Raw genomic sequence first — 23,529 nt, 5'->3', positions numbered from 1 at the left:
CGGGGGGATTTTGGAAACTTTGGTGAATTAGGCCACGCGTAGGGGATTGTCTGATTAAAGTCCAGCATATTGATATTCAAAAAGAAATATGAAGAGGATGTGACATGCTCGATCCCCAGATGGCATCATCGTCGAATTCGGCAGAACCAACCGCACGCGCCCCGTACCAAGTGGGCAGGCGAGGCTTCCTCGTCGGAGCAACTGCCGTGTCAGCTGCGAGTATGATGCCTGCCGTAAGTGGTGCACCTAAGGCAAACGCCGCTCCTGCAAACGGGGCTTCTGCCGCCGCGGGGAATTCGACCACCAATTTGAATGTCGGTCGAGGAATGGCCGATATGACAGGCGAGCCACTCGGCGCTGGCATGAACGGGTATGCGGTCATGGATCAGATCACCTCGGGTCTGCGTCTTCGCCAGATGGCGCGTGCATTCATCTTCGGCGATGACAACGACAACCGTGTCGTCCACGTCACCGCAGACATGGGGCTCATGTTCCAGTCCATCCAGATGGAAGTTCTGCGGCGTCTCCGAGCTCTTTTCGGAGACCTCTACCATGAGGGCAACGTGCTTATCTGCGCATCTCACACGCATGTTGCGCCGGGAGGTACGTCGGGCCATCTCATGGTTGACCTGACTACCCTCGGATTCCGTCCCGTCACTTTCGAAGCTGTAGTCGTCGGTGTGGTCAAGGCTATTGAACGTGCACACGCTGATTACCAGCCGTCGACTATCCACCTGACCAAGGGGATTGCCAAGGATGCGGGTGTCAACCGCTCCCTGCAGGCATTTAAGCGTAACCCTGAAGAAGAGCTGCGTCGCTTCCCCGACGGAGTCAACCCGGAAAGCCATACACTGCACGTGAGTCGCGGTGGCCGCGAAGTCGGATTCATTAACTGGTATGGAATTCATCCGACCACCTTCGGTCCCGAGCACACCATCATCGACGGCGACAACAAGGGCTACGCAGCATGGAAGGTCGAGGTCGACCGCGGGGTTACCCACCGTGAGCCGGCCGATGCCCCCTTTGTCGCCGCATTTACCATGTCGTGCCCGGGTGACATCAGCCCGAACATGGGGCTCGTGCCAAATTCGGGCCCAGGCAACGGAGACGAAGCAGAGTCCGCCCGCATTCTCGGTCAGCGTCAGATTGACGCTACCCAGGGACAGACCATTGCACTGCCAGGAGGCGGTATCTCCACTGTCCACAAGTGGGTCAACCTTGGCGATGTCGACATCGACGGCCAATTCACGCCCGACGGCCAGCCGCACCGCACTGGACCTGCAATCCTCGGTGCGGCCTTCGCAGCCAGTAGCCAGGAGGATGGCGGTGGAGAACCAGCCCTCGGGTTCAACGAAGGCGAGCGCGGCGGTACGCCGTGGGTGCACCAGCTCAATAACGTCGTACTCCCGAAAAACATCGGGGAGATTCAGGGCAACAAAGAGTGCCTGCTGCCAGTCGGCTACATCGATGGTCTTCTCCAGCAGACCCACATGTTCTCCATCACCCGCATCGGTGGCTTCACCTTGATCACCAATGGCCTTGAACCCACCACAATGTCGGGCTACCGCATGCGTCAGCACGTCGCTGAAGTCCTCGGTGTTCCAATCGATACTGTCATCTGCCAGGGCTACACCAACAGCTATGGCCACTACGTCGCTACCCCAGAGGAATACGATCAGCAGGACTACGAGGGCGGCGCAACGGCTTTCGGCAAGTACACGCTCAGTGCGATGATTTCCATTTATCACAATCTCGCTCACGCGCTTGCCGACGGCATTGCGGTCGAGCCAGGCCGTGCGGCAGGCGATCTCACTGGCATCATCCCGCCGTCGCCAGCAGGAGGAAAGGTTATCGATTCCGCTCCAATGGGCAAGAATTTTGGTGACGTGCTTGAATCCACGGCAAGCGTCACGGTAGGGCAGAAAGCCGTTGCCCAATTCGTCGCGGCAAATCCGAATAACGACTTGCGACTGGAAGACGGCTACCTACTTATCAAGAATGACCGCGGTGAGATTGTTTCCGACGACTGGGACCAGGCAACTGTCATTGAATTTGCCAAGGACGGTATTTATACCACCGCCAAGGTCTCTTGGGAGACCGGAGGAGTCGCGCCGGGCAAGTATGACATCATCGTGCGTGGTAGCGCGTTGGGTGTTGGTGATTCATTGAACGAATTCGAGGGAGTCGCTTCGGTGGAGCTCGTGTAAGAACGTCCAATTAAATACATTAATGCGCACAACGTGACTTATACTTTGGCCCATTAAAATCTCATCAAGGGCTTGTCTCACGTATAGTCCGTTGTGCGCATTATTTGTATGTATCCGTCAATTTGGCAGGAGCAGTCTGCTTCATGAATACCCCAAACAATCCATACAGCAACAACGATCCTTACGGTGACGGCAGCCGGGACAATGAGTCCAGTAACTATGACTCCCAGAGCCACGGTTTTCCCAACAATGGTTCGCAGGACTACAACCCTTACGGGGTCGATTCGGACGCACAACATGGCTCGCGTGGACCAGAGGATTCGCCACAGTGGAATCAGGCTCACGGTAGGGAACAGGCCTATGGCGATATTCCGTCCTACGGAACTGGCGAGCCAAGCGAGAACTATGGTGGCCAGCCCTATGGTGCGGGATCAAGCTACTGGCAGCAACCGGCAGGGGGGAATCCTGCAGCCGGTGCACTTGCTCCCGGAGTCAACATGCCAGGTGGCAATGAGCCACCGGTGAAGCCTGTGGCACAAGGGCCGACGAAGGTCGACATTGGAAGTGCCTTTTCCGCAGCGTTTCGTAGTCTAAATAGCAATTTTGCTTCTTGGCTTGGCGTCATGCTGACGTTCTTCGCCGTACTAGTCGCCCTGATTGTTGGCGCAGCGGCAATTCTCTTTGCCTCTGGTGACTTCGATCCGGAATTTGAGCCGAACTATCCAGGCGATGTTCCGTTTGAGGATCTAGGGTCAATGTTCGCGACTGTCGGCGCGATGGCACTCCTATTTGCCGTGGGCATGTTCGCGATGCAGGCATTTATGCTGCGCGGTGCATTCGAAGCTGTCGATGGGAGAGTGCCGAACTACGGTACTTTCTTCCGTGTAAACAGGTGGGGATCTCTTATCGGTGTCTACATTGTCACGTTCCTGGTGGGACTGCTCGCCATGCTGCCGGGGATGGTGCTCTTCATCGCTGGAGTATCCCTGTCCGCCAATGGCAGTGAAGCTGCCGCGGCGATGATTCCACTGGGCTACTTGGTTTTGTTGTTGACGTCGATTTTCATCATGCCAATTACAGCGACTATGCCACTACTTGTTTTCGATGGTCGAGCAACTGCGCTTGAGGCGCCGGTTGTCGCTTGGCGCCTGGTAAAGCCCCAATATTGGACGATGCTTGTTGCATTCATACTGACGTCGATTGTTTCTTCCGCAGGTGCGATGCTCTTCTATATTGGCATCTTGTACACAATGCCGCTGGCTATGCTGGTTCAGGTGCACATCTACCGCCAGCTCATCGGTGGCCGTCGAGTTATTAATGAAGCGCAGGAAAATCCGGGCTATTACCCTCCGCAGCAGTAGCCGAAACGAATAAGAAAAAGCGCCCAAGGAACCGGTACAAATTGGTTCCTTGGGCGCTATTTGATCAGCAGGAAATCCTGCGGGGGAGCGTTCGACTATCAAAGCCGAACGTATCCTCCTAATATTTAGCGGGTAGCCTCAGCGAAGACAGCCTGTGCAATACCAGAGACGGTGCCTGCAATCTTCACAGCTTCCCAGACCTGCTCCTTGGTCAGACCAGCATCGCGGACGACCTTTGCGTGGGAGGTCACGCATGCTTCACAGCCGTTGATGGCAGAAACTGCCAGAGACCACAGCTCGAAGTCTTCCTTCTCGGCACCCGGATTGGAGATGATGTTCATGCGCAGACCGAACTTGACCTGTGCGTAGTCATCACCGAGCATGTGGCGAGTGCGGTAAGCGACGTTGTTCATGCCCATAACGGTAGCCGCACCAAGCGCAGACTCGAAAGCCTCGTCAGACAGGTGCTCCTTGGCTTCCTCAGCAATCTCGGAGAAGACGGTCTCGTTGCGGGTGGCAGCAGCAGATGCAAGCAGGGTACCCCACAGCTGCTGCTCGGAGAGTTCCGTAGAACGGGTGAGAGTGCCAAGGTTCAGCTTCATGTCCTTGGCGTACTCCGGTAGGCCGGAACGAAGGTTATCGATGCTCATATGAGTTACTTCAGCTCCTGCTTCAGAACATCCATCTTGTCGATGTTCTTGGTCGGGTCATTCTTCTGCCAGTTACATGCGCAGACCTCTTCAGACTGAAGAGCGTCGAGAACACGCAGAACCTCGTCAACGTTACGACCGACAGCGTCCGGGGTAACGGAGACGAACTGAATGATGCCGTCCGGGTCAATGATGAAGGTTGCGCGATCTGCAACACCGTCAGCGTTCTCGACGCCGAGTGCACGCATCAGGTCGTGGCGGATGTCGGAGAACATCGGGAACGGGATGTCCAGTAGTTCCTCGTGGGTTGCACGCCAGTTGAAGTGGGAGAACTCGTTGTCGCCAGAGCCACCGAGAATAACGGTGTCGCGGTCTTCGAATTCCTCGTTCAGCTTGCCGAATGCAGCAATCTCCGTCGGGCAGACAAAGGTGAAGTCCTTCGGGTAGAAGAAGACGACTTTCCACTTACCCTCGTAGGACTCATTGGTTACCTGCTCGAAGTAGTCATCCGGAGAAGAAGCGTTTGCATCACGCAGGTTGCCGCCCTTGAGAGCGGTTAGAGAAAACTCGGGGAACTTGTCGCCAACAGTCAAAATTGCCATGGAATCCTCCTGAATGTATTCCTTCTGGGGTCACACGCCATTATGCCTATGGATTCCCAAACCGTCAAGAGGAAAAAGTTAATAAGCTCGTGTAAGCTTATAGGTATGCGTAATAGAGATTATCGGCCCACTTTGCCTCAGTTACGTGCCTTTGTCGCGATTGCCGATACCGGTCACTTCGGTCAAGCCGCTGCCCGTCTCGGCATTTCACAGCCCAGCCTGTCACAAGCGCTTTCCACCCTTGAGCAGGGACTGGGGGTGCAGCTTGTAGAGCGTTCGACTCGCCGAGTGCTGGTGACGCCACTCGGTCGCGGTCTGATTCCTTATGCACGCCAAGCATCTGAAATTGTTGACGAGATTGTTGCTCGCGCATCTGGCCGTACAGATGATTTGTCCGGACCACTATCCATTGGTGTTATCCCTACGGTTGCTCCATACGTGCTGCCCAACTTCCTCCAGTTAGTTCGTGACGAGCTGCCAGATCTAAGGCCTAGGATCGTCGAGGAGCCGACCGAGCGCCTCATCGAATCACTTCGTTCCGGCACCATTGATGCAGCCATCATGGCACTGCCGTCCGATGTGCCTTCCTTTGAAGAAATTTACCTCTACGACGAAGAGTTCTACATCGTCGTGCCAGACGATCATCCGCTGGCAGGTAAGGAAGACGTAAAGCTTGAGGCAATCAGGGACTTGGACTTGCTCCTACTTGACGACGGTCATTGCCTGCGTGACCAGGTGTTGGATATCTGTCGCAAGGTCGATGCTGTTCACGGCGAGACCTCCGGCTTGGAAACACGGGCGGCTTCTCTATCGACCGTCGTGCAGTGTGTTGCCGGTGGGTTGGGGCAGTCGCTTGTGCCGGAATCGGCTGTCAAGATTGAGGCGGACCGTCCCGGTCTGGCTGTTGCGCGATTCGAGGGTCCGGCACGGCCGGGACGCACCATTGGGCTGGTTCACCGGGCATCATCGGTACGCGGCGGCGAGTTCAATCGAATTGCCGAACTGGTACGGCAGGCATACATAGACGCTATTGCCTAAAGCTCTCTTGGCGCATGTTGCAGTAGCGTACGAAGTAAGCCAAACCGGGCTGGCAGTTCCAGCCCGGTTTAGCGTTTATCCCTGAATAATTCGCAGTGATGCCAACCTGACTTCGCCGCATTCATCAGATGCAGCCAAGTCAACGTTCGCTTCAAAGCGCCAACCGTGGTCACCCTCAGGATCATCGAGTATCTGGATCACATGCCATAGGCCCTCACCAGCCTTGCGGTCAATCGAAATCATATCGCCGCCGCGAGCCTTAGCATCGATGCCTAGGTCATCGTATTCATCGAAGTAGTCATCCATCGCGGCAGGCCAATCTGGTGCGTCGTCGAGGTAGTTGTCCAGGTCGGCCAGCTCCTCCTCCTTTTCAAAGGCAAAGAGCTGCACGTGGCGGAACATGAGATTGCGCACCATACGGGTAAATGCACGCTCATTGCCGGTAAGAGGCCGCGACTCGTCGGTGCCAAAAGCCGCTTCCTTGAGAGTTTCTTCGTCCAATGGCTTGTCCGGATCGGCCATCTGCGCCCATTCATCTACCAGGGAGTTATCCACCTGCACAACGAGCTCGCCGAGCCATTCCACAATGTCCCGGAGCTCCTCGTTAGCAGCTTCCGGTGGGAGAGTGTGTCGCAAAGTGCGCCAGGCATCGGTGAGGTAGCGCAAGAAAATACCTTCGGAGCGGGCGATTCCGTACTCAGATACCACATCCGAAAAAGTCATGGCCTTTTCCACCATCTCGCGCACCACAGATTTGGGCGACAGCGAAAACTCACGCACCCACGGGTGACCTTGGGCATAGGTGTCGAATGCGCCCTCCAGCTTGTCGGCAAGCGGCATCGGCCATGTGATGTCTTCGACGATGTTCATACGTTCGGTGTAATCAACGCCTTCGGCCTTGAGCGCGGCAATTTCTTCACCGCGTGCCTTTTTCTGCTGCGCGATGAGCAGCGGGCGAGGGTCTTCCAGAATTGACTCAAACACACTGATGACATCGAGTGCGTAGTTCGGGCTGTCCTTATCCAGCAGTTCGAGCGCGGCGATGGCGAAAGGCGACAGTGGTTGGTTGAGCGCGAAGTCACGCTGCAGCTCCATTGTCAGCTCGGGGCGGCAGTCATCGCCCTCGCCATGCGTGACGACGATTCCCGCGTTGACCAAACCGCGGTAGAGCTCAATTGCGGTCAGAATAGCCTCGTTTTGCTGGTGGCGGGTGTCGTGATTGGTGCGCAGCAGATGACGCATGTGTTCGTAGGTATCGCCCCCACGTGCAATGACGTTGAGCAACATACCGTTGGTAACTGCAAAGCGACTGGTCAGCGGCTCTGGTGGCTGAGAAACGATTTTGTCGAAGGTCTTCTCCGACCATGTCACTTCGCCCTTGGGAACGGACTTCAGCCGCAACTTCTTCAGTTTGGCCTCATCCTGGCCGGCACGGCGACGCAGCTTGGCATTTTCGATTTCGTGTTCAGGTGCTTCGACAACTACGGTGCCCTCGGTGTCGTAGCCAGCACGGCCGGCGCGTCCAGCAATCTGGTGGAACTCGCGTGACTTGAGAATACGGCTACGGCGGCCATCGAATTTGGCCAAACCGGTAATTAGCACCGTACGAATAGGCACGTTGATGCCGACGCCGAGGGTATCCGTGCCACAGATAACCTTCAGCAGACCAGTCTGAGAGAGACGCTCAACCAAACGACGGTACTTCGGCAGCATTCCCGCATGGTGGACGCCAATGCCCTGGCGCACCAACTTGGAAAGAACTCGACCAAAGGCCGTGGTAAACCGGAAATCGCCAATCTCCTCGCGAATCCGCTCCTTTTCCTCCTTCGTCAGCAGCTTCAGACCGGTCAGTGCTTGAGCCTGTTCAGCTGCTTGGCGCTGGGAGAAAAAGACGATGTAGATTGGGGCTTTTCCGGATTTCAGCAACTCCGCCAGCGTGTCATGAACTGGCGTGTAGACATAGTGGAAATCCAACGGCACCGGGCGCGTCGTACCTGTAACGAGGTTGACGTCGAGGCCCGTGCGTTCCTTCAGATCCGTCTCAAACTTTTGAGTATCGCCGAGAGTGGCGGACATCAACAAGAATTGGCAACGGGAAAGCTCGAGCAGTGGCACCTGCCATGCCCAGCCGCGGTCGGGATCCGCATAGAAGTGGAATTCATCCATTACCACCTGGTCAATATCGGCGTCGGCCCCGTCGCGCAGGGCGATATTGGCGACAATTTCCGCAGTTGCGCAGATGATGGGGGCGCCGCCGTTGACGGTGGCATCGCCGGTCATCATACCGACATTTTCAGCGCCAAAGACCTCGCAGAGGGCAAAAAACTTCTCGCTGACCAAGGCCTTAATAGGCGCTGTGTAAAAGCTGCGCTGACCACGGGCAAGCGCGCAGAAATGGGCGGCTATAGCTACCATCGACTTGCCCGACCCCGTTGGAGTGGCAAGGATGACATGGTCGCCACCAGCCAAACCGATAGCGGCCTCTTCCTGCGCCGGGTAGAGCGTGATGCCCTGGTCCCTGGTCCAGGCAATGAATGAGTCCATAATCGCATCGTCGAAAAGGGACTCAGGAACCTCAGCTAGGTTGGGAAGCATTTCAGATAGTGACACGCTTCCCACCCTAGCGGTAACCCCGGATTAGAAGCGGAACCAGGGCTTCCAGCCACGCCGACGACGAGGCTTTTCCGGTTCACCGGATTCTTCGCTTTCTGCCTGCTCTTCCCGAGGCTGCTCTTCCCGGGGCTGTTCAGACTCAGGCTGTTCGGCAGTTTCGTCTGCAGAAAACTCCGCAGACTTATCATCCGCCGAGGTCGACTCGGGTTCTTCCGACTGTGCGTCAGCGTCCTCTGATGTAGTTGCCGAGGAATCCGCGTTGGCCGGGGTTTCCGCCTCGGTGTCAAGCGAGGAAGAGTCCTCTACTGGACGCAGCGGTTGGGAAGCGAGAAACTTCTCGAACTCAGCGCCAATCTCGTCGGCCGAAGGCATCTCGCCGTTAGGCCCAAGCAGGGGAGACGTCTCCAGCTCTTGACGACGTTGAACTTCCTGGTCGTACTGTTCCTCGAGAAGATTGACCAGCTGAGAGACCTCGCCGGAATCATTCGTCTGCGTATTGAGCAGCTCCGCCACCCGCGCGGATTCCTTCTCCAACGCCTCAAGCGGGAGCTTGAGCTTGGCTAGCTTTGCTACCTCCTGCAACAGCCGCAGTGATGCCAGCGGATACTCAGAGGCCGCGACATAGTGTGGTACCTGCGCGGTGAAACCAAAGGCATCACAACCGCGGCTTGCAAGCTCGTACTCAATGTTCAGGCTCGCAGCACCCGGAACCGTGACGCGGTTGCCCCAGGTATGCATATCACTGAGTTTCCGCTTATCTGTGCCATGGGCGATGATGCCCAGCGGTCGGGTGTGCGGAACCGTCATCGGCGCCGAGTACAGTGACACGGTCCGACCGACATCGTAGCGCTTAGCCAAATCTGCGACCGCAGTCGAGAAAGCCTCCCACCGCATGTCTGGCTCGGGGCCAGACAGCAGTAAGAACGGCTTGCCGACGTTGTCGCGAACCACATTGAGCGACAGGTTCAAATCGGATACATCCACGATCTGGTCGCGGTTCATCGTCACAGCGGGACGGCGGGAACGATAATCAATCAGCTCGTCGATAGAAAAGTTCACCAATGGACGGTGCTCGAGAGCATCCAAGAGGAAACTAGCTGATTCCGAGACTGCATTACCGGCATCCGCATAACCGCTAAGCGCAATGACCAGGGTCAGATGCCCCTCGCTTCCCGTTACGTCAGGAACCGGGAAAACTACCTCGTACATATTGCCCTGAGGCTTGTCGGTCGGATCACTCACGTACGACTACCTCCTGCATCACATTTTTCGTCATTTGAAGTAAGCAACCAGGATACCGCAGAAAATATTCCAGTTATCCACAAGTCGAAAGTAGTCCACAGATGCGCCGATTCTTCCGGTCGCGCACAAGCAAGGCTGTTGCGGATTCGATAACAATGAGAGCCACCAGATGGCGAGAGGATTGTCCGCTGTCGAGCTATCCCAATGGGGGAAAAGGGGTAAGGAATCAATGGGAAACAAAAAGAATTTCGGTGCAGGAAAGATGCCTGAAATTGAGCCGAGTGTCTTTCTGACGAACCTGCCAGGAATCGTTGGATTCTATCCGCGGGGGCAGGTAGTGATTGCGGCGTTGTACCGTCAGCAGGTCGAAGATTTCATCGACGGCAAGGTCGAGTTTGACCCGACAGCGCATGCTGGCCCGATGCTGATCAAGGATGTGGCCTCGATGGAGAGCAATCCTGACTTGGTGCGGGCAGCTGCGGACTTCTTGCTCGATGAAGGCTGCACTCACGCAGATGTGTTTATCATCGACGAATCCTGGGGGATTGAAAAGGACTCGACACCTATTACAGGCTGGCTGCGAGAAGGCGGTCTGCATGAGGTGCGTTTGGCGGGCGTTGCCACTATTGCTGCGGGGGAAGTTGTCACGGACGAGCAGGGAGAGATTGTCGGCATTGTCGGTGACAGTCTGATGACCGAGAATGCAAATCTAATCTCTCGGCAGGGAGAACAGATTTTCAAAAACTATGAGGAGTACCGCAGTTATTTTCGAGGTGGTCAATTCCGCGACAGTAAAGATAGGGCTCTGATTGAACGCCTCCGGGAACGAGCGATAGCCGTTGAGCAGCCGAGGAAGCTCAAAATTGGTTCGGACAATCCCGCGCTCATTGAGCACTTCGACATGCTAAAAACCGCCGTCGAAAACGTGGCCGATGGTGTGATGGAAGCACATGAGGCGGTGCGCGATGAAAACGCAGGATATGCCATTGCTGCAGCACTGACCAACGTTACCTTGCGCGATATGTCCATGATTTTCATCACTACGCAGTTGGCGCAAGCAATGGGAGAAATCTGGCGCGAGGCCGCAATTGTCCACCGCGGCAGCCTGCGTGCAAACGCTTTAGCGTGTTTTGCCATCGCAAAGTTCGCGGCTGGACTGGAGAACTATGCGCAAACAGCCCTCGATGAGGCAGCGAGGGAGCAACCGAATCATTCACTGACTCAGTTGCTGGAAATTGCGGTCGCCAATCAAATTGTGCCGAGGTGCGTCGGCACAATTCTTGGGGCAGCACAAGAGGTACTGCGCAGGGTATACAAGGTGAAAATGCCGCGAATTGAATAGCGACCCTGCAAGCTGTGCTGCCGTACCTAGCGGTGCGCCGAGTGGGCTCGGTCGCCGAGGGTCTTGGTGTACTCCCATGCATCGGCGACGATGGTTTCCAGCTCCGTGTGATTGGGCTTCCATCCGAGCTCGTCCATGGCACGCTGGGAAGAGGCAATAAGAGTTGCCGGATCACCGGCTCTGCGCGGTGCATCCTCAGCGGGAATCGGGTGACCGGTGACCTTACGGCAGGTCTCGATGACCTGGCGAACCGAAAAGCCGTCGCCAGAACCGAGGTTAAAGATACGGTGCGTACCCGGCGCGTTGGACTCCAGTGCCAATACGTGCGCATCCGCGAGGTCTTTGATGTGGATGTAGTCACGAACCGCGGTGCCGTCCGGAGTCGGCCAGTCATTGCCAAAGACCATAATCTTGTCGCGATGACCAAGCGCAACCTGGAGTACCAGTGGAATGAGGTGAGTTTCTACCTCACGGTTTTCGCCAAAACCGTCCCAGGCACCCGCCACATTGAAGTAACGCAAGCTGGTAGCGCCGATGTTGTATGCCTTGGCGTAAGACGCGATGGCGTAGTCCATGGCCAGCTTAGTGGCACCGTAAGGGTTAGTCGGTGCGGTTGGCATGTCTTCGGTAATTGGTGTCTTCTCTGGCTCACCGTAGGTTGCGGCTGTCGAAGAGAACACCAAGCTATTCGTACCGGTATCACGCATCGCGTCGAGTAGCTTCAGGGTTTGGCCCACATTGTTGTGCCAGTAGTCGGAAGGAACTTCGACGGACTCGCCAACAAGCGATTTCGCAGCGAAATGAACGACACCGTCGAAGCTGTCGGAGGACAGAACCTCGTAGGCCTTGTCCGCCACATCACCTTCGACTAGGGTTGCGCCCTCCGGTACCGCATCACGGTTGCCAACAGAGAAGTTGTCCAGAATGGTGACGTCGTGGCCAAGAGAAATCAATACTGCCGAGCAAACGCTACCGACGTAGCCGGCACCACCAGTGACTAGGAGTTTCATTTGGTAATCACCATGATCGCGTGAGACAGAGTATCTGGAATGTCGAGAGAATGATCACCGCGGGCAAGAGTCACGCGGCCAGCGGCAACCTCGGCAAGTGCTTCAGTACCCGGCATAATTCCGGCCTTGTGGAGACGCTTCATGTAGCTCTGCTCGACCTGCAGGATTTCGTTAATCTGGACGATTTCAATCGTGTACTCACCGGGGTTTAGGTCGGAGAGCCGGCGAACGTTCTCTAACGGCTTTGGTGACTGAGTTCCACCGAGGTCTTCCAAACCGGGGATCGGGTTGCCGAATGGGGAGCGTGTGTAAGAGTCGAGCACGTCGAGAAGTTTGCGCTCGACCTCGTCACTCATTACGTGCTCCCAGCGGCAGGCTTCATCGTGAACCTTGTCCCATTCGAGGCCAATGACATCCGTAAGTAGGCGCTCAGCTAGGCGGTGCTTACGCATGACAGCTGTGGCCAGCCTGCGGCCCTCGTCGGAAAGCTGCAAGCTGCGATCTGGGGCAACTACAAGAAGGCCATCGCGCTCCATGCGCGCAACGGTTTGGCTAACGGTCGGCCCCGACTGCTCAAGGCGTTCGGCAATGCGAGCACGCAAAGGAATGATGCCCTCTTCTTCGAGTTCGAAAATCGTACGTAAGTACATTTCCGTGGTGTCAACCAAATCCCTCACGGTTTTCCTCCGATAACGCAGTCTTAAAAGTTTTCACTCAAGTATTAGGATAACCACATTTGCGTAAGAAAGATGTTAGGGCTCGCAAATCCAGTGGCTGTGGTGCTGATTAGGCAGCGAAAAGCTTGGTTCGGTGGGCGCTGCTGAGATGTAAGGGAGCGTACGCGATGTCGAAAGTTCGACTTGCAGTCGAAAACGCCGACCGCCAGTGTGGATGAAACTCCCGCACGGGGGTCGGCATTGCAGTCCAGCTCTATCTCAGGGCTGAAATTGGGAACCCTATCGATGTCACCGCCATGTGGCGTTAGTTTGCGTACTCACGCAGCTTGTCAGCACGGTCTCCCTCGCGCAGCTTGGACATAACTTCCCGCTCAATCTGGCGGACGCGCTCGCGAGACAGGCCGAAGTGGCGGCCAATCTGATCCAGCGTGCGGGGTAGGCCATCGTCGAGACCGTAGCGGAGCTTAATAACTTCCTGCTCTCGAATCTCGAGAGTGGACAGAACCTTGCGGACATCGTGGTGACGCAGGGAAGCGACAACTGCTTCCTCAGCATCAGTTGCCTCTGAGTCCTCGATGAAGTCTCCCAGGGGAGCTTCCTCGTCAGTGCCCACTGGCATGTCCAAGCTCACCGGATCGCGGGACTGACGCAGCAGCATCTCAATCTTGGCTTCTGGAATGCCGGATTCCTCTGCCAATTCCTCATTCGTAGCCTCACGGCCGAGCTGCTGGTAGAGCTCACGCTTGATACGAGAAATCTTGTTGACCTGCTCAACCAAATGGACAGGGAGGCGAATAGTACGCGACTGATCAGCCATACCGCGGGTAATAGCCTGGCGAATCCACCACGTTGCGTATGTGGAGAACTTGAAGCCCTTGGTGTAATCGAACTTTTCCATGGCGCGGATGAGGCCCAAGTTGCCCTCCTGGATTAGATCCAGCAGCGGCATACCGCGGTTGGTGTAGCGCTTCGCCAGCGAGACCACAAGACGGAGATTGGCTTCGAGTAGGTGGGCGCGTGCGGCCTTACCTTCCTTCGCCAAAATCTTGACATCACGCTTCTTTGCACGGGTCATTTTTGCGCCGGTCTGCAGCAAATGCTCGGCGTATACACCGGCTTCAATGCGCTTAGAAAGTTCCACCTCTTCTTCAGCGCTGAGAAGAGCAGTCTTTCCGATGCCGTTCAAATACACACGAACCAAATCGGCGGACGGGTTGGAGTTATTGCCGGTGCGGCGCCCCTTGTCCCTTGTCTGACCTTCCAGTTCGTCATTTTGAATATCGGCACTCTTCATGAATCTGCCTCCTGGATTTTTAAGTGGACTCAATAACTACAACGCACGGAGTTACGAAAATGTTCCCGTGAAAGGTGATGAATGTCAATAGGGTAATTTTGCCATGCAAATATAATGTTAAGAAAAACTACCGTCACTAGCATTCCACAAGAACTGTAAAGGGGCCATCGTTGACTGATGTCACCTCCATCATTGCCCCAAATTGTCCTGTTTCGACCGTCAAGCCACGATTGCGCAAGTTCTCGACAATTTTTTCAATGACGGGTTCGGCCTCTGGGCCCGGAGCCGCGTCTACCCACGACGGCCGCCGTCCCTTCTTTGTCGCCCCCATCAACGTGAATTGGCTAACGACGAGCACCTGGGCGCCAGCATCGACAGCGCTGAGTTCGCCATCCAGGATGCGCAGCTCCGCGATCTTGCGGGCCATCGTTTCCCAAGCATCAGCAGAGTCCTCGCGGCCAACGCCTACGAGCGCCAAAATGGCACCAGTATCGCCTCCGTCAACGTGCCCAACAACGGAACCGTCGACAGTGACTGACGCGGATTTAACTCGGGTGAGAACGGCTTTCATTTACTGTTTATCCTCCAAGAGCTCGGTGGGGAGAATCAGACCATGGCGAACCAGGTCAACGACAATGGGAACTAGGGCGTCTTTGATGGCAGGTACGTCGGCCTCATCGAAGGCTCCAAACATTGCCATGATGTCGATGACTGAGCCCAGAGCAGCTTCGGGATGCAGCGCACCCAGAATGGTTGCCACGGACTCATCGATTGAGTGTGTCCAGGCGGGGCCATCGGTGCGTGAGAGGCGCGTATCGAACTCAGTGAAGCCCTGGCCGCTTTCGACGTCGGCAAGCGAAACGCGTTCGATGGCGACACCGGGGCGCACGGTAAAGGAAGCTTCGAGGATGGTGTCGGCAGTTTGTGCACGAAGCCATTCGGCGCGGCCGAGATACTCCTCGGCTTCGGCGGCGAAGGGAGCGGCCAAAGGCTGCGGCATTTCCTCGCACACGGCGGAAGTCGGGCCGTTGATGCGTTGGACTGTGATGTAGCCGAACCCGATGCCTGTCACGCCGCTGTTGCGAAAGTGCTCCAGCCAGGCACGAGAGCGCTCGCACCCCTCTGGGCTGCGGGGGTCGATGGACTCGTCTCGAAGCCAGGTGCCAATGTATTCCGCCGGCGTAGCGAGATCCCGTTGCGTTACCCACACCTCGAGGCCCTCAGCAGGGAGCCAAGAAGCGATGCGCTGTTGCCAACTCTCGCCCTCGATATGGGCCCAAGCGCCGAGTAGATGCGCCGTGCCGCCGTCGGTGAGATGGTCGGCCAGACCGCGGATCATAAGCTCGGTGGCACCGTCCAGATTCAGTCCTGAGTCACGGTAAACATGTTCCACACTTGGCAGTCCTACGACGAACGGCGGGTTGGCCACAATGCGGTCAAACTTCTGGCCTGCAACCGGTTCAAACCACGAACCTTCGAGAGCCTGCGCTTGGTCGAAGCCATTAGCTGCGAAAGTAGCGCGGGCAAAAAACAGCGCGCGGGGGTGAATGTCTGTCGCGACAATCGACTTTGCATCAGGTTGGGCAAGGCTCTGGATGCCACAACCGGCACCGAGATCGAGTACGGATTCCACCGCCGAGGTCGACGAAATATCGAGGAGAGAGCGGGAAGCCCGCCCTACGCCTAGGACATGATCGGGTCCAGGAACGTGATCGTTCATAGAGGCGTCGCGGTCGGAAAAGATAATACGGTCGACTCCCGCAATCTCGACCGGGCGCACATCGATACACACCTGTGCGTTGCTGGCGGTGCCGGCAAGTATGCCGCTGTCCAGCAACTTGACTGTCAGCTCAGCTCCAAATAGCTGCTCTGCGTCGGCGAAATCGCCCAGGATGAGAAGACGCAACGCGGTCACAGTATCCGCAGAAACGCCGTCCGTCTCGGTAAGCAGAGCATCGACAACGCCGGGCTCACCGCGGTCCAGCGCGGCTAACCCCTCGGCTCCTAGGACTCGACGCAGTGACTCGCTGGAAAACTCAAGGCGCCTAAGTGCGGTGGCGAATTCCTCTGCACAGTCGACAAAAGCACGAAGCTGCTGATCAGTCGGTGGGGTGAAGGTGGAGGGGGAAAAGGTCATCGTAGGCACTACCTTCGTCGTAAAGCGGGGCGGAGGGGCTAGTTAGGGGAGCTTGACGACGGATCGTCGTCTTCCGGCATATCGATGACATTTGCGTCATCGAAGGGATTTGAGGTGGTCTCGTTACCGGACCGCGGCGGTGCGTCGGTGTCTTCGGTACTGGCAGCAGAACCGAGCGCGCGCATCTCCGCTTCCTTGAGGGCGCGCTGGCGCTGTTGTTCCTCCCATTTGCGGTTTTGCTCGCGTACAACTCCTGGCTTGTAGACGCGCGGTTTGCGCTTGTCAGCGGGTTCTCCAACGCCATTGGCGATGACAACCGCGATCCACGGCATGGGTACGGAGACGACCATGAGAATCGCCGCAATCCACGGCACATCCCACCACAGGTAAAAAGCGCCGGAAAGAAGTAGCAATGGAATGCGAGACCATTGCAGGGCCGCGTAGACGTGGCGGCGGTGGTCGTAGTTGCGAATCCTTGAGCCGCGGGCGTCGGTAATCAACGCCGCGTCTTTCTTGCGTCGCCGGGAACTTCCGCGTTTCGGCAGCGCGGAGTCGCGACGGTCATTGATTCGCGCCATGGTTGCCTAGCATACGCCTGTGGCGTGGGGGTGTCTCAACTAGCTATGCCCGTTGCAGCTGCATGCTCGCGTAGTCGCAGCGGTGTTGTGGATGGCTGTGGAAGGTAGCAGTCAGCAGCGGCAAGCACCTGGGGCGCTAGGCATAATTTGACCAATGGGGCACAATTGGAATCTGTGAGCACTCCATTGAAGACGACAAAGACGATTGAACGCACCGATACCCGCGTCGATGAGTCGACGAGGGACGACACTCCGAAGTTCTTCCATTACGTCAAGAAGGACCAGATCGTGAACTCCGCGGTCAACGGCTCCTACGTCGTTGCTCTGTGCGGTGAAACCTTCCCAGTGAAGAAGTCGGCGAAGCCGGGTTCACCGGTATGCCCTGACTGCGAGCGGATTTACAAGTCCCTGCGTCGCAAGTGAGCGGGCTTCGTAAATGGCAGCAGGAGGCCCTCGACAAATACCTGGCGACTAACCCCAAGGACTTCCTTGCAGTGGCGACACCGGGCGCAGGTAAGACGACCTTCGCTCTGCGTATCGCCAGTGAGTTGCTGTCGCGGCGGATTGTCGAGCGCATTATCGTCGTAGTGCCTACTGAGCACCTGAAGGTACAGTGGGCTGCCTCTGCTGCTCGTTCGGGGATTGCGTTGGATCCCAAGTTCTCCAACGCCAAGGGTGTGGTAAACCCTTCCTACCAGGGAATTGTTGTGACCTACGCCCAAGTCGCAGTGCATCCGTTTAAGCACCATGCCGTAGCCACCGCTCGGCCGACATTGGTGATTCTGGACGAGGTACACCACGGCGGTGATGCCAAGAGTTGGGGCGACGGCATTTCTGAGGCTTACGGTGATGTCGAACGCCGCCTGTGCTTAACTGGTACGCCGTTCCGCTCCGATGACGCGGCAATTCCGTTTGTTCGCTACTCGCCGGATGGCGATGGTTACTCGCGCTCCGTCGCTGACTACACGTACGGCTATTCCAATGCGCTTGCCGACGGCGTCGTGCGCCCAGTGGTCTTTTTGGCTTACTCCGGTGAAGCTCGCTGGCGTGATAGCGCGGGTGATGAGTTCGCTGCGCGTCTGGGTACCGTGATGAGCCCAGAGGAGACCACTCGAGCTTGGCGCACCGCGCTTGATCCAAAGGGCGAGTGGATGCCGTCGGTGCTGCGGGCAGCGCATACCCGGCTCTCGCAGATGAGGCAGCATATTCCCGATGCCGGTGGCCTGGTTATCGCCTCCGATGCGGCAACTGCCCGTGCGTACAAGCGCATTCTCGAGCAGATTGCCTCCACACCGGTGGCGTTGGTGCTTTCGGATGAGCCTGGCTCGTCGGAACGCATTAAGACCTTCTCCGAGTCCACCGACGAGTGGATGGTGGCTGTGCGAATGGTCTCCGAAGGCGTGGACGTGCCAAGGTTGGCGGTCGGCGTGTATGCGACTAGTTCCTCGACTCCGCTATTCTTCGCGCAGGCTATCGGACGATTCGTGCGAAGCCGCATGCCGGGGGAGACTGCGTCCGTCTTCTTGCCGTCGATTCCTGTGCTGCTCGACTTGGCCTCGCAGATGGAGGTGCAGCGCAACCACGTGCTCGGTAAACCGGATCGGCCTTCGGAGGGCTGGGAAGATGACTTGGTCGCCGAAGCTAACCGGCGTAAGGATGAGCCCGACGAACTGCTGCCGGCCTACGAATCCATTGGCGCGGATGCTGAACTCGACTACCTGATCTACGACGGTTCCTCCTACGGCACCGCAACCGTTGCCGGTTCCGCTGAAGAAGCTGACTACCTTGGCTTGCCCGGGCTTCTCGACGCTGAGCAAATGCGACTCTTGCTGCGTCAGCGGCAGGATGAACAGCTTAAAGCCGCCAGTGCCCGAGAGAAGGAAGCCCGCGAGGAGGCGAGGGAATCGTCGTCAAGCGGAGGCGAAGGCGGCGCGGTCCACCGCATTGAGGGATCGGCGTACCCGAGGCCGCAGAAGGTGGCCAGTGAGGTGTTGCCGAAGTTGCGGAAGGAACTCAATACGCTGGTGTCTATGACGGCGGCGCGAACCGGTAAGCCACATGGTCAGGTGCATAACGAGGTTCGGCGCGCCTGTGGTGGCCCGCCGACTGCGCTGTGTACGGAGGAGCAGTTGCGCGATCGCATTAGCTACCTGCGTAATTGGTAGGGTTTCAAGCGAACTGAGCAATCTATGGTGGAGAGAAGAATGTCGGCAAGCAGTGATAAGTCGAGGCCGTCGGAATTGACCGGCGGTGGTTTGTCGGCTGTACCAGGCAATGACAGTCGGACTATTGGCGTGCTGGCACTGATCTTTGGTGTCGGCGGACTCTTGATGTCCTGGATGATCGTTGGTGGCATCCTCGGAGTCTTTGGCATTGTTCTGGGCATCATCGCGATGGCGAAGGCGCTGAGCGCGAAGAAGCGCGTGCAGGCTGCTGGGGAAGACGCGGTCATCAGCGGTTCGTTCGGATTGGGCGTTGTCGGCATTGTGACGGGTATTGCAGCCGCCGTGGTGTCGCTGATGCTGTACTGGTCGACATCAGACGCGATGTCGAAGTGCGAGAAATTCGAGCGTACCTCTGGAGAGTATGCCGAGTGCATCTCCAATCAGATGGGGACTGACCAGCCAAAGAAGCAATCGGAGTGAGTTCGGACGCGAAGTCAATGGCGGTGTTACTTTGTGCCCGGAGTTTTCGGTTAATGCCAGATGCGCAATGAGGAAATGAGCTAACCCCGTAATCCACCCCCGAAGTCCAACTGCCTGCGGTTTCGGCCGGGGGTTTCTTAGTGAAATCTCATATTTGGCCGAGTGTTGGTAATGATATTGGTGTCAGAAAGTACCCACATTTGGCATCCCCTACATGCGGTAAACGTGTGAACATGCGTGCAATACAGGATGTCTGCTGATTATTAAATAGGAGCGTGAATCGTGGCAGCGACATCTACGCGCGACAACTCCCCGGAACTGTCACCTGGCCAACAAGACCGTGGTTACCTCAGCCGGGAGCTTTTCCGTAAGCGCACCGGTCTAGGACTCGGTATCATCCTGTCCTTGCTCGTGTACTTCTTTATGCCGGCTGAGCTCGATCACAACCTGCGTGCAACCGCAGGTGTAGCAGTGCTTATGGCCGTGTGGTGGATGTCCGAGGCTATCCCGATTGCCGTTACGGCTCTGCTGCCGCTGGCGCTATTCCCGATTCTCAACCTCGCGGAGATTAAGGATTTCTCGGGCAAGTACACAGACCCGACCATCTTCCTCTTTATGGGCGGCTTCCTGTTGGCACTGGCGATGCAGCGTTGGAACCTACACAAGCGTGTCGCATTGTGGGTCCTGGTGCTCATGGGGTCGTCACCAAAGATGCTGATTCTAGGCTTCATGGTGGCTACTGGCTTCCTGTCGATGTGGGTATCCAACACGGCCACGGCCGTGATGATGCTGCCAATCGGTGTGTCCGTGCTGAGCCTGATTGTCCGAATGCTGCACGATGAGAAAGTTGCTGCAGAGGATGCGGGATCTGCGAGTGAATCGGTCGCCGAAACCCCTGGTGGGGATGCGCTGGAGGAGGCGGAGGAGTCGTCGTCAAGTTACGACCCGATGCCAAAGTCGAACTTCGGTATCGCGCTGATGCTGGGTATCGCTTACGCGGCATCGATTGGTTCGTTGGGAACGATTATTGGTACTCCGCCGAACGCGATGCTGGCGGCCTACATGGCGGAGCAGGGTGTCAACATTGGGTTTGGCCAGTGGATGCTGCTGGGTGTCCCGGTGGCGGTTGTGCTCATGCTCTGTGCATGGTTCCTGCTGACAAGTGTTCTGTTTAAGCCGGAGATTGCGCATATTCCAGGCGGACGCGAACTGATGCGTGACGAGCTCAAGCGTCTCGGCCGTATGTCGGCGGGTGAGCGTCGCGTGCTCATGGTGTTTATCGCGGCTGCGCTGGCGTGGGTCTTTGTTCCGGTGCTGCTGCCAGACACCAAGATTGCCGATGCGGTAATCGCGATGACGGTAGGTATTGCACTGTTCCTGATTCCGGGTGGCCCTGATGGCGTGAAGCTCATGCGCTGGGAAAATGCGTTGGAGCTGCCGTGGGGTGTGCTGCTGCTGTTCGGTGGTGGCCTGGCGCTGTCCTCGCAGTTCGGTGCCTCTGGGCTGTCGGACTGGATTGGCGAGCAGCTGTCTACCCTCGGCTGGATGCCAGTGGCTGCACTCGTGGTTGTCGTCGGCGCCGTTGTGCTGTTCCTGACCGAGTTCACGTCTAACACCGCGACGGCCGCGACCTTCCTGCCGCTGGTTGGTGCGATGGCAATCGGCTTGGGCCACGACCAGATGATCTTCGCTGTTCCAGTTGCACTGGCGGCTACTTCGGCGTTCATGATGCCGGTTGCAACACCGCCGAACGCCATCGCCTACGGCTCCGGCTACGTCAGCATGGACAACATGGTCAAGACCGGTGTTTGGCTGAACATCATTGCGCTGATTGTGATTTCTGTGGCTTCGCTGACGCTGCTGCAGTGGGTATTCGGCGTCGTGTACTAGCTGGGTATGTAGTAGCCGGTATTGGATGGTGGTCCAGTTTGCTGGACCGCCAGCGGACTGCTTCGCCTAGCGTTGTTTAGATGCTCCTTCGCCCCGTTCCACCTTGGTGGTTCGGGGTTTTGCTTTTGCCTCCAGCTGGCCCTACGCCGTTCAGTCCGGCAGTAGATTTGTGCACATGGCAGCTAGTCCCAAAATTGACAACCGTAGATATTACGCGCTGCAAATGTGAAACTGTCGGAGTTTATGACACTTTCAGGCCATTTTTGTGGGCCATTTTGTCATAAACGCAGTCGCTAACTCGCTAGCCCAGCTCCCGAAGAAAAAAATCGGGCTCGAATAAGTGGCGCAACCTTATCCAAGCCCAATTTTCTGGGCTTAGCAGTTAGCCCAATTACGACTCCAGGTTAAAGCTTTACTCCAAGTAGTCACGCAGAACCTGCGAACGCGATGGGTGACGTAGCTTGGACATCGTCTTGGACTCAATCTGACGGATGCGCTCGCGTGTCACACCGTAGACCTGGCCAATCTCGTCAAGAGTACGTGGCATGCCGTCGGTAAGGCCGAAGCGCAGACGGACGACACCGGCTTCACGTTCGGAGAGAGTCTCCAGAACGTCGCCAAGCTGATCTTGGAGGAGCGTGAAGCTCACGGCGTCCACGGCGATGACTGCCTCGGAGTCCTCAATGAAGTCACCGAGCTGGGAGTCGCCCTCGTCACCGATGGTCTGGTCTAGCGAAATGGGTTCACGAGCGTACTGCTGAATCTCGAGAACCTTTTCCTCGGTGATATCCATTTCCTTAGCGAGCTCTTCCGGAGTGGGCTCGCGGCCGAGATCCTGGAGCAGCTCACGCTGGATACGGCCGAGCTTATTAATGACCTCGACCATGTGAACCGGAATACGAATGGTTCGAGCCTGGTCGGCCATTGCACGAGTAATGGCCTGGCGAATCCACCACGTTGCGTACGTGGAGAACTTGTAGCCCTTGGTGTAGTCGAACTTCTCGACGGCGCGAATCAGGCCGAGGTTGCCCTCCTGAATCAAGTCGAGGAAAGCCATGCCACGGCCGGTGTAGCGCTTTGCCAGGGATACCACGAGACGGAGGTTGGCCTCGAGCAGGTGGTTCTTGGCGCGCTGACCGTCGCGAGAAATCTCGCGCAAGTCGCGCTTCTGAGCGTAAGCGATGCGCTCGCCGGCTTCCTTGGCCTCGTCAATCTTGTACTGCGCATACAGACCAGCCTCGATGCGCTTTGCCAGACTGACTTCTTCCTCGGCAGTCAGCAGCGCGACCTTACCAATCTGCTTGAGGTAGGCGCGGACAGAGTCAGCGGAGGCGGTGAGGGCAGCATCCTTGCGGGCCTGACGCAGACGAGCGGACTCGTCCTCGTTCCAGACCTCGTCGCCCTCGTCCTCTTCATCCTCGTCTTCGTCTTCGTCCTCGTCGTCCTCGTCGTCCTCTTCTTCATCATCTTCGAGGTCGTCATCATCCAGATCGTCGTGAAAATCATCGTCTTCGAGATCATCATCCAGATCTGGGTCGTAGTCCCGCTCCTGCTCCAAGTCGTGATCGAGTTCCTCGTCCTCGAGCTCTTCGTTCTCAGTTGCGTCGAGAGCCTGCGCGTCCTTCGCCTTCGCTGCAGCAGCCTTGGCCGCAGTGGCCTTCGCAGCCGTTGTCCGCTTAGTTGCCTTCTTGGCGGCGGCCTTACGTGTGGTCTTCTTAGCGACCGACTTCTTAGCCGCCTTCTTCACGGTCTTCTTGGCCGCTGCCTTCTTAGCGGTCGCCTTTTTCGCCGCAGTCTCGGTAGCAGCTGTCTTTTTGGCAGCCGTCTTCTTGGCGGCAGTTTTCTTCGCGGCAGTCTTCTTTGCCACGGTCTTCTTCACTGCTTTCTTGATGGCCTTCTTTACAGCCTTCTTTGCAGGAGTAGCTGAACCGGTGCCACTCCCGGTGGATTGGTCCTGAGCTTGCCCCAGTTCGTTGCCTGCCACGAACGCCCTTTCACGATGTACGTTGTGTGCGCCGCCAAAGCCGCCGCCAGCTTCTCTCGGTCAGAGAGAAGCTCAACGCGCCAGTGGTGCGCCTTTACTTCGTCTGCAGCCAGCTAGCTGAATGGAGAACATTCAGCGCTGACCTTTTCGTGCCACGGTCATCAGTGTTGCTTTTCTGGCTCCTAGCGAAGAAGCAATCGGTGAAAATCCTCATCGAAGCAGTGCGCTTGAATTCGATTTTCCCAATCCTCCTCGAGCC

General features: G+C 57.0%; 19 protein-coding genes. 8 read left to right on the top strand and 11 right to left on the bottom strand.

The window, feature by feature from the left end:
* Nucleotides 1–104 precede the first annotated feature (104 nt).
* Together I6J19_RS08815 and I6J19_RS08810 are read left to right on the top strand one after the other, a co-directional pair.
* Nucleotides 105–2,207, top strand: coding sequence for a neutral/alkaline non-lysosomal ceramidase N-terminal domain-containing protein (locus I6J19_RS08815; protein WP_038628790.1), 2,103 nt, complete (start codon nucleotides 105–107; stop codon nucleotides 2,205–2,207).
* A gap of 143 nt (nucleotides 2,208–2,350) precedes the next feature.
* Nucleotides 2,351–3,568 (top strand): MFS transporter, encoded by a 1,218-nt coding sequence (locus I6J19_RS08810; protein WP_038628793.1) that lies wholly within the window; start codon nucleotides 2,351–2,353, stop codon nucleotides 3,566–3,568.
* A 125-nt stretch (nucleotides 3,569–3,693) separates the two neighbouring features.
* Here I6J19_RS08810 and ahpD read toward each other — a convergent pair whose 3' ends face one another.
* Together ahpD and I6J19_RS08800 are read right to left on the bottom strand one after the other, a co-directional pair.
* Entirely contained in the window at nucleotides 3,694–4,218 is a 525-nt protein-coding gene (gene ahpD, locus I6J19_RS08805; RefSeq protein WP_038628796.1) for an alkylhydroperoxidase, AhpD family, read from the bottom strand.
* A gap of 5 nt (nucleotides 4,219–4,223) precedes the next feature.
* Nucleotides 4,224–4,820, bottom strand: a complete 597-nt coding sequence (locus tag I6J19_RS08800) for a peroxiredoxin (RefSeq protein WP_016422637.1) — start codon at nucleotides 4,818–4,820, stop codon at nucleotides 4,224–4,226.
* A gap of 105 nt (nucleotides 4,821–4,925) precedes the next feature.
* Between I6J19_RS08800 and I6J19_RS08795 the strand changes: the two genes are divergently transcribed.
* Complete coding sequence (locus tag I6J19_RS08795; protein WP_038628799.1) at nucleotides 4,926–5,858, top strand: hydrogen peroxide-inducible genes activator; 933 nt, start codon at nucleotides 4,926–4,928, stop codon at nucleotides 5,856–5,858.
* A 75-nt stretch (nucleotides 5,859–5,933) separates the two neighbouring features.
* Here the strand turns inward: I6J19_RS08795 and I6J19_RS08790 are convergent, their stop codons facing one another.
* Entirely contained in the window at nucleotides 5,934–8,453 is a 2,520-nt protein-coding gene (locus tag I6J19_RS08790) for a DEAD/DEAH box helicase (protein ID WP_141737500.1), read from the bottom strand.
* Between the two features lie 42 nt (nucleotides 8,454–8,495).
* Nucleotides 8,496–9,713, bottom strand: a complete 1,218-nt coding sequence (locus I6J19_RS08785) for a PAC2 family protein (RefSeq protein WP_038628806.1) — start codon at nucleotides 9,711–9,713, stop codon at nucleotides 8,496–8,498.
* 229 nt (nucleotides 9,714–9,942) lie between these two features.
* Here I6J19_RS08785 and I6J19_RS08780 point away from each other — a divergent pair, with 229 nt between their 5' ends.
* The gene (locus I6J19_RS08780; RefSeq protein ID WP_038628808.1) at nucleotides 9,943–11,055 is read left to right on the top strand and encodes a DUF4192 domain-containing protein; all 1,113 of its coding nucleotides are present in this window, start codon (nucleotides 9,943–9,945) and stop codon (nucleotides 11,053–11,055) included.
* A gap of 26 nt (nucleotides 11,056–11,081) precedes the next feature.
* Here I6J19_RS08780 and galE read toward each other — a convergent pair whose 3' ends face one another.
* The 6 genes from galE to I6J19_RS08750 form a co-directional block, all read right to left on the bottom strand.
* Entirely contained in the window at nucleotides 11,082–12,065 is a 984-nt protein-coding gene (gene galE / locus I6J19_RS08775; protein ID WP_038628810.1) for a UDP-glucose 4-epimerase GalE, read from the bottom strand.
* Nucleotides 12,062–12,742: an iron-dependent transcriptional repressor DtxR gene (locus tag I6J19_RS08770; RefSeq protein ID WP_038628813.1), complete on the bottom strand. Its 681-nt coding sequence runs from the start codon at nucleotides 12,740–12,742 to the stop codon at nucleotides 12,062–12,064. The genes galE and I6J19_RS08770 overlap by 4 nt, the downstream gene beginning before the upstream one ends.
* A 304-nt stretch (nucleotides 12,743–13,046) precedes the next feature.
* Nucleotides 13,047–14,036, bottom strand: coding sequence for a sigma-70 family RNA polymerase sigma factor (locus I6J19_RS08765; RefSeq protein WP_038628815.1), 990 nt, complete (start codon nucleotides 14,034–14,036; stop codon nucleotides 13,047–13,049).
* Between the two features lie 136 nt (nucleotides 14,037–14,172).
* A complete protein-coding gene (gene dtd, locus I6J19_RS08760; RefSeq protein WP_038628816.1) occupies nucleotides 14,173–14,607 on the bottom strand; it encodes a D-aminoacyl-tRNA deacylase in 435 nt (144 codons plus the stop codon).
* Complete coding sequence (locus I6J19_RS08755) at nucleotides 14,608–16,173, bottom strand: DUF7782 domain-containing protein (protein ID WP_187402579.1); 1,566 nt, start codon at nucleotides 16,171–16,173, stop codon at nucleotides 14,608–14,610.
* Nucleotides 16,174–16,211: 38 nt separating this feature from the next.
* On the bottom strand, nucleotides 16,212–16,751 hold the full coding sequence (locus I6J19_RS08750) for a DUF3099 domain-containing protein (protein WP_038628820.1): 540 nt from the start codon (nucleotides 16,749–16,751) through the stop codon (nucleotides 16,212–16,214).
* 174 nt (nucleotides 16,752–16,925) lie between these two features.
* Here I6J19_RS08750 and I6J19_RS08745 point away from each other — a divergent pair, with 174 nt between their 5' ends.
* The 4 genes from I6J19_RS08745 (at nucleotide 16,926) to I6J19_RS08730 (ending at nucleotide 21,286) form a co-directional block, all read left to right on the top strand.
* The gene (locus I6J19_RS08745; protein WP_005509477.1) at nucleotides 16,926–17,174 is read left to right on the top strand and encodes a DUF3039 domain-containing protein; all 249 of its coding nucleotides are present in this window, start codon (nucleotides 16,926–16,928) and stop codon (nucleotides 17,172–17,174) included.
* Complete coding sequence (locus I6J19_RS08740) at nucleotides 17,171–18,916, top strand: DEAD/DEAH box helicase (RefSeq protein ID WP_038628822.1); 1,746 nt, start codon at nucleotides 17,171–17,173, stop codon at nucleotides 18,914–18,916. Before I6J19_RS08745 ends, I6J19_RS08740 begins: the two co-directional genes overlap by 4 nt.
* Nucleotides 18,917–18,955: 39 nt before the next feature.
* Nucleotides 18,956–19,396, top strand: a complete 441-nt coding sequence (locus tag I6J19_RS08735) for a hypothetical protein (RefSeq protein WP_038628824.1) — start codon at nucleotides 18,956–18,958, stop codon at nucleotides 19,394–19,396.
* 282 nt (nucleotides 19,397–19,678) lie between these two features.
* Nucleotides 19,679–21,286, top strand: a complete 1,608-nt coding sequence (locus I6J19_RS08730) for an SLC13 family permease (RefSeq protein ID WP_038628826.1) — start codon at nucleotides 19,679–19,681, stop codon at nucleotides 21,284–21,286.
* A 412-nt stretch (nucleotides 21,287–21,698) separates the two neighbouring features.
* On the opposite strand, the gene I6J19_RS08725 is transcribed toward I6J19_RS08730, so the two are convergent.
* Complete coding sequence (locus I6J19_RS08725) at nucleotides 21,699–23,270, bottom strand: RNA polymerase sigma factor (RefSeq protein ID WP_038628828.1); 1,572 nt, start codon at nucleotides 23,268–23,270, stop codon at nucleotides 21,699–21,701.
* Nucleotides 23,271–23,529: the final 259 nt, after the last annotated feature.

It is taken from the genome of Corynebacterium amycolatum (assembly GCF_016889425.1).
In the GTDB taxonomy this organism is placed as follows: Bacteria; Actinomycetota; Actinomycetes; order Mycobacteriales; family Mycobacteriaceae; genus Corynebacterium; species Corynebacterium amycolatum.
This window is presented reverse-complemented; position numbering and strand designations above follow the sequence as displayed.

What these genes read in the sequence shown, in the direction of transcription:
- I6J19_RS08790 (WP_141737500.1), bottom strand. Translation starts at nt 8,453, where the DNA reads ATGCTTCCCAACCTAGCTGAGGTTCCTGAGTCCCTTTTCGACGATGCG.
- I6J19_RS08800 (WP_016422637.1), bottom strand. Translation starts at nt 4,820, where the DNA reads ATGGCAATTTTGACTGTTGGCGACAAGTTCCCCGAGTTTTCTCTAACC.
- ahpD (WP_038628796.1), bottom strand. Translation starts at nt 4,218, where the DNA reads ATGAGCATCGATAACCTTCGTTCCGGCCTACCGGAGTACGCCAAGGAC.
- I6J19_RS08780 (WP_038628808.1), top strand. Translation starts at nt 9,943, where the DNA reads ATGGGAAACAAAAAGAATTTCGGTGCAGGAAAGATGCCTGAAATTGAG.
- I6J19_RS08735 (WP_038628824.1), top strand. Translation starts at nt 18,956, where the DNA reads ATGTCGGCAAGCAGTGATAAGTCGAGGCCGTCGGAATTGACCGGCGGT.
- dtd (WP_038628816.1), bottom strand. Translation starts at nt 14,607, where the DNA reads ATGAAAGCCGTTCTCACCCGAGTTAAATCCGCGTCAGTCACTGTCGAC.
- galE (WP_038628810.1), bottom strand. Translation starts at nt 12,065, where the DNA reads ATGAAACTCCTAGTCACTGGTGGTGCCGGCTACGTCGGTAGCGTTTGC.
- I6J19_RS08795 (WP_038628799.1), top strand. Translation starts at nt 4,926, where the DNA reads ATGCGTAATAGAGATTATCGGCCCACTTTGCCTCAGTTACGTGCCTTT.
- I6J19_RS08765 (WP_038628815.1), bottom strand. Translation starts at nt 14,036, where the DNA reads ATGAAGAGTGCCGATATTCAAAATGACGAACTGGAAGGTCAGACAAGG.
- I6J19_RS08755 (WP_187402579.1), bottom strand. Translation starts at nt 16,173, where the DNA reads ATGACCTTTTCCCCCTCCACCTTCACCCCACCGACTGATCAGCAGCTT.
- I6J19_RS08750 (WP_038628820.1), bottom strand. Translation starts at nt 16,751, where the DNA reads ATGGCGCGAATCAATGACCGTCGCGACTCCGCGCTGCCGAAACGCGGA.
- I6J19_RS08810 (WP_038628793.1), top strand. Translation starts at nt 2,351, where the DNA reads ATGAATACCCCAAACAATCCATACAGCAACAACGATCCTTACGGTGAC.
- I6J19_RS08815 (WP_038628790.1), top strand. Translation starts at nt 105, where the DNA reads ATGCTCGATCCCCAGATGGCATCATCGTCGAATTCGGCAGAACCAACC.